Source organism: Mesorhizobium sp. P3_A9, assembly GCF_056402975.1.
Genome location: NZ_JBFUGJ010000495.1, coordinates 1 through 3,396, shown reverse-complemented (window position 1 = coordinate 3,396; position 3,396 = coordinate 1). Strand labels below are relative to the sequence as shown.

At 65.4% G+C, this 3,396-nt stretch carries 3 protein-coding genes; 1 reads left to right on the top strand and 2 read right to left on the bottom strand.

The window, feature by feature from the left end:
* Positions 1-69: 69 nt before the first annotated feature.
* Positions 70-1,119 (bottom strand): alpha/beta hydrolase family protein, encoded by a 1,050-nt coding sequence (locus AC1DX0_RS33220; protein ID WP_477222789.1) that lies wholly within the window; start codon positions 1,117-1,119, stop codon positions 70-72.
* Between the two features lie 200 nt (positions 1,120-1,319).
* A complete protein-coding gene (locus AC1DX0_RS33215) occupies positions 1,320-2,459 on the bottom strand; it encodes an FAD-dependent oxidoreductase (protein ID WP_477358595.1) in 1,140 nt (379 codons plus the stop codon).
* 82 nt (positions 2,460-2,541) lie between these two features.
* Between AC1DX0_RS33215 and AC1DX0_RS33210 the strand changes: the two genes are divergently transcribed.
* Entirely contained in the window at positions 2,542-3,240 is a 699-nt protein-coding gene (locus AC1DX0_RS33210; RefSeq protein ID WP_477222787.1) for a TetR/AcrR family transcriptional regulator, read from the top strand.
* Positions 3,241-3,396: the final 156 nt, after the last annotated feature.

Genomic DNA, 3,396 nt, shown 5'->3' with positions numbered 1-3,396 from the left:
ATCTCCCCACCCGTGGGGGAGATGTCCGGCAGGACAGAGGGGGGCGCCGTAGAGCGCTGCCTTGCAGGCCTACTGCTCAGGCTTCAGCGCGCGCGTGAAAGCGGCGGTCGCCATATCAATCAGCTGCGCATGAATCTCGCCGCGCGATCGACCACCCCCATCATCGCAAACCGGATCACCGATCTCTTCGGATGCGATGATATCCAAGGCACCGGGCTTGCACGCGCCGAACATGCTGTAGTGGCTGGCATCTTCGATCGTCGCGTAGCTTGCCTTTGCAATCGCCTGTGCAATCCCGGAAGCGTCGGCGGTCGCAGGGATTTTTCCCGGCCGGCCGAGATTGACGATGGCGACCGGAATCCTGACGCTCGCGAAGCTTTTGACATCAAAGACATCGACTGGCGCGGGATCGATCGCCATGGCGAAGCGGATGCGCGCGTCGCTGTTGTCGCGGCCGGCGGGCTGCAGATCCATGGCGTGCAGGTCAACACCGCTTTGCCTGATCCACTGGCAAAGCGAGGCATTGAGTCGGTCCGTATCGCAATAGGCCGCCAGCAGTTTCGGGTCGACGCGGGCGCCGGCGATCGCCAGTGCCGTGTTGCCGCCCATGGAAAGACCGAGAACGCCCACCTTACCTTGCTCGAGGTGATCTCCGAAGAAGGCGTCCTTGCCAATCGCGTCCAGCGTCGCCGTGAGGTCGGCGGGCCGCAGCCACAGTTTCATCGTCTCGGCGGCGGATTTGTTGAGCCCCGTATTGCCCGGATGGGTCGGAGCGGCGACAACGAAACCCTGCCTGGCCAGAGGCGTGGCAATCCAGCTCAGCGCTTGCGGGTTTCCCGCCAGGCCGGCGCCATGCGACAGCAGGATCAGCGGAAATTTTCCGCCTGATATCGGCGCATCGCGCATGGCTGAGGTGCCGACGAACAGCTTGCTGTCGCCAAGGTTGACCGTCTCTCCGCCCGGCTGGGAGGGATACCAGACCGTCACATCAAGGTCGGTACCGCGCTCGGTTGAAGGAGCGGAAAAGTGACGAACGCCGACAGTGTCGCCGGCGTTGGCCGGGTGTTGCATCAGCAGTGTAGAAACGACGATGGTGCAAAGTGTGATCCAGAACTTCATTGAGATCTCCGTTGCCGAACGCCAGGGCTGGTTCGGTTGCTGTCTTGACGCGGAGATATCAGGGCATTGGACCGAGGCCCGCGACCTCGATCACGATCGAGGTCGTGCTCTATCGCGATTGAGGACCGGTCGACCCGAACGGCACCGCGACTGCGCGCTGCGTTCCCGTCAGGCGAGCGGCATCATCTCGGTCGCGCGGCTTATCCGTGCTTGCCTTCGAAGGCGCCGGTGAAGAAGTCAACCAGGCCGGATGGAGCGCTGTCGCCGACCAGGAGTTCCAGGATCTGGTGCGCGCCGATGGCGGCCGTTTCGCTGCGTGGGAACAGTGCGTGTTCGTAGACGGCGAGGGCCGCCTCGATGTCGCCGGGGTGCGCGGCGATCGCCTCTGCCAGTTCGGCGCCGTCGAACATCGCCAAATTCGCGCCTTCGCCGGCCGGCGGCGCCAGATGTGCAGCATCGCCCAGCAGCGTTACGCCGGGCATGCGGTCCCAGCGGTGATTGTTCGGGAGCGTGTTGATAGTGCGCAGGACCGGCGGGGTTTCACCGTCGGTGATCAGCGCGGTGAGCGCCGGCGCCCAGCCGTCGAATTCGGCCGCCACTTGTGCCGCGGCGGCCGTGGCGTCGGAGAAGTCGATGCCGGCAAACCACGCGGCCGGGCGTTTCAGCGCGACATAGGTGTGAAGTATGGCTCCCGCCTCGCGGTGCCCGAAGATACCTTGGCCAGGGGCGAGCGCGAAAAGCGCGCCGCCGCCCATCGCCTCGGCTGCTGCGGGGTGCCGTTCGTCGGCGCCGTGGAGATAGGTCTCGACGAAGGACGTGCCGACATACTCCGGCGTTGCGTCGGACAGCAGCGGCCGGACCTTCGACCAGGCACCGTCGGCGCCGAMGAGGAGCTCGGTGGTCGCGCTCGACCCGTCCGCGAATGTCAGTTCGTGCCGGCCGGCGCCGAGGGACGCGACAGCGCTGAGCTTCTTTCCCCACTGGATTGTCTCGGGGGGCAAGGAGTCGATGAGAATGCGCCTGAGATCGCCGCGCAGCACTTCCGGGCGCCCTCCAGTGCCGTCGTCGGGCTCTTCGAGCAGCACGGTGCCATGCTGGTCGAGCACGCGCGACGCCTGGCCGCCTTCGTGGATGATGGCGCGAAATGCGTCGGTGAGGCCGGCCGCCGCGAGCGCAAGCTGGCCGGTGTCATCGTGGATATCGAGCTGCCCGCCTTGCGTACGGGCCTCTGCCGAGGGCTCCGCCTCGTAGATCGTTGCCGGAATGCCGTGGACGTGGAGGACGCGGGCGAGGGTGAGGCCACCCAGGCCCGCACCGACGATCGTGACGGGTGTCATCATTGTGTTCCTTTGAAAAACGGTTGGAACGCTGTTCCATAAATACTAATTGGAACGTCGTTCCATAAATGTCAAGATGGTGCCCATGGCAAACACGACTCAACGGGCGCAACGACGCGCGGACGCGCTCTCGAAGCAGCGGATCGTCGAGGCCGCGATCGAAATCCTCGACAAGGACGGCGAGAGCGCCCTGACCTTCCGCGCGCTGGCGGCGCGCCTGGCAACCGGGGCCGGGGCGATCTACTGGCACGTCGCCGACAAGAACGAGCTGCTCGCGGCGGCCACCGACGATGTTATTGCTCGTGTCATGCGAGGCGTGCTTCGAGGGACGGAGCCGCGGGAGGCGATCAGGGCCATTGCGCTGGGGCTGTTCGACGCGATCGAGGCGCATCCCTGGGCGGGCGCGCAACTGTCACGGGCGCCGTGGCAAGCCTCGGTGGGGGAGATATTCGAAGGCGTCGGCAGCCAGGTCGATGCGCTCGGCGTGACCGAACAGGCGCAGCTCGACGTCGCGTCGGCTCTAATGCACTATATCCTGGGCTGCGCGGGGCAGAACGCGGCGAACGCGGCGAATGCCCGCCTCCTGCCGCCCGACACGGATCGCGCGGCGTTTCTGGGGACGATCATCGCACGGTGGACGCAACGCGACCCCACCGGCTTTCCGTTTCTGCACAAGATGGCGGCGCGGTTTCGCGAGCATGACGACCGCCAGCAATTTCTCGCCGGCATCGACCTGATCCTGGCCGGCGTTGCAACCGTGCGCTCTATGCGAAGCCGGAACTGATGATGATTCCGATTGAACGTGGTCTTCAGCCTGTACGCGTGGTGTCACTCGCGGGAGATTCGGCGACCATCCCACTGGTGGCCGGATGGCTGAATGCCGAATGGGGACGCGGACAAGGCCATAGCTACGATGACACCGTTTCCTGGTGCACTGACG

Excerpts from the sequence above, each read along its gene's own strand:
- AC1DX0_RS33220 (WP_477222789.1), bottom strand. The coding sequence starts at position 1,119 with ATGAAGTTCTGGATCACACTTTGCACCATCGTCGTTTCTACACTGCTG.
- AC1DX0_RS33210 (WP_477222787.1), top strand. The coding sequence starts at position 2,542 with ATGGCAAACACGACTCAACGGGCGCAACGACGCGCGGACGCGCTCTCG.